Raw genomic sequence first — 1853 nt, forward strand, 5'->3', positions numbered from 1 at the left:
GCTGCCATCTGGGAAGAACTGCTGGGCGTAGACCGAATAGGTATACATGATAATTTTTTCGAACTGGGCGGACATTCCATCATTACGATCCAGGTGGGTAGCCGGGTCCGAAGATTGGGTTATGTATTGCAACCGCGCGATATTTTCAGGTATCAGAATATAGGCAGTTTGAGCGAATCGATAGTTTCCCGGTCTGCATCGGGAGATCCGTTATACACCCGGGTAGTCTATAGCAGGAGCCGCCGGCTTTTATCTCAGACAACCCATTGGAAAAAGGTGACAGAACAGTTCCTTCCTTTACGGGTAGATAAGACCTATGCGGGTGCCATCGGCGAAAGTCATATTCAGGAATACAAGGTGCGGTTGGACGATGGGGATACCCGGCAATTAATACAGGATGCAGGGAGAATTTACCATACGGAGATCTCCGATATGGTGGTCTGTGCGTTGGCCCTTACCTTAAATGAATGGAGCGGGGATAGCCGGATCGTGATCGGATTAAAAAGCGATAAGTGGGAAGATATTGGAATAACCACCGATGAGAGCCTGGAGGCAGAATGGCCCGAAGGACTCTACCCGGTATTATTGGAACTTACTACAGAAGGACCTGCGGCCGATCAAATCCGGAGCGTAAAGGAGCAATTGCGAAAAGTGCCGGATAAAGGTTTGGGCTATGCGGTGCTGAAATATATTATTCGCCAGGAAGAATTGCAAGGTGATGACCCCTGGGATATTGTATTTACCTATGAGAGTGAACTGAAAAACCCAGCAGAGAAAATAAAGAAAATATCGGTAAGCAGCCGCTTGAGGGACGGGAAACTGGAGTTAAGTTGGCGCTTTAGCGCCTTGCATTATGAAAAGGTCACTATACAAGCCCTGGCAGGGCGTTGTAGGGAGCACCTGGTTAAGCTGATCGTTCATTGCACCGGACAGCAGGCGCATGGTCCTGTCTACACGCCTTCGGATTATGGGTTGGGCAAAGAACTGAATTATGCGGAGCTGGACCGGTTTATGGAAACGCCTGTTGAAGGCAGGCTCCTCAGGGAGCAATTGGAAGGCCTGTACAGGTTAAGCGGCTTACAGGAAGGGATGTTATTCCATAGCCTGTATGACCAGCAGGCCGGCGCCTATATCGAACAGTTCAGCTGCATGGTACGAAAACTAGATCCGGCGGCATTTAAGTTGAGCTGGGAATCCATTGTAGCTCACCATAGCATCTTGCGCAGCGGTTTTTTTGCGAATGTGTTCTCCATACCTGTGCAAGCCGTATACCGGCAGGCTGCCATTCCGATGGAGATACTGGACTGGCGGGAAATGCCTGTGAGCGAACAGGAAGCGGCTATAAAAGCGTATGACGATTCGGATCGCCGTCGTGGTTTCGATCTTAGCCATGCGCCGCTGATGCGCATAACCCTGATGCGTTTGGGAGACGACCGGCACCGGATGCTTTGGACTTCACATCATTTACTGGCAGATGGCTGGTCCATTCCCATCCTGGTGGAAGAGCTGCTGAATGTGTATGAACAGGCACTGGCAGGAAATTATGAGCACACGGAGCAGCCGGATCGATATGAGGACTATATACGGTATATAGAAAGCCGGGACGGGGACCTGGAAAGAGCATATTGGGAAAACTATCTCCGCGGGTTGACAACTCCTGTACTTTTGCCGTTTATTGACGCTATTTCCGAGAGAAATAAAGGAGGCGGTGCCTTCAAAGAAGAAGTTTTGCAAATCGATACCCTGGCAACTGCCCGGGTCGTGGCCTATGCCCAGCGGCAGCGGATCACGGTCAACACGTTGATGCAGGGGATATGGTCCTATCTGTTGTACCGGTATACGGGCAGCCGGGA

The 1853-nt window shown here is 50.6% G+C and carries 1 protein-coding gene; it reads left to right on the plus strand.

The features are described 5' to 3' along the window. Nucleotides 1–1853 (plus strand): condensation domain-containing protein (locus ACX0G9_RS31605; RefSeq protein WP_459068992.1); only part of this gene is annotated, 1853 nt, incomplete at both ends.

It is taken from the genome of Flavitalea flava, assembly GCF_054461575.1.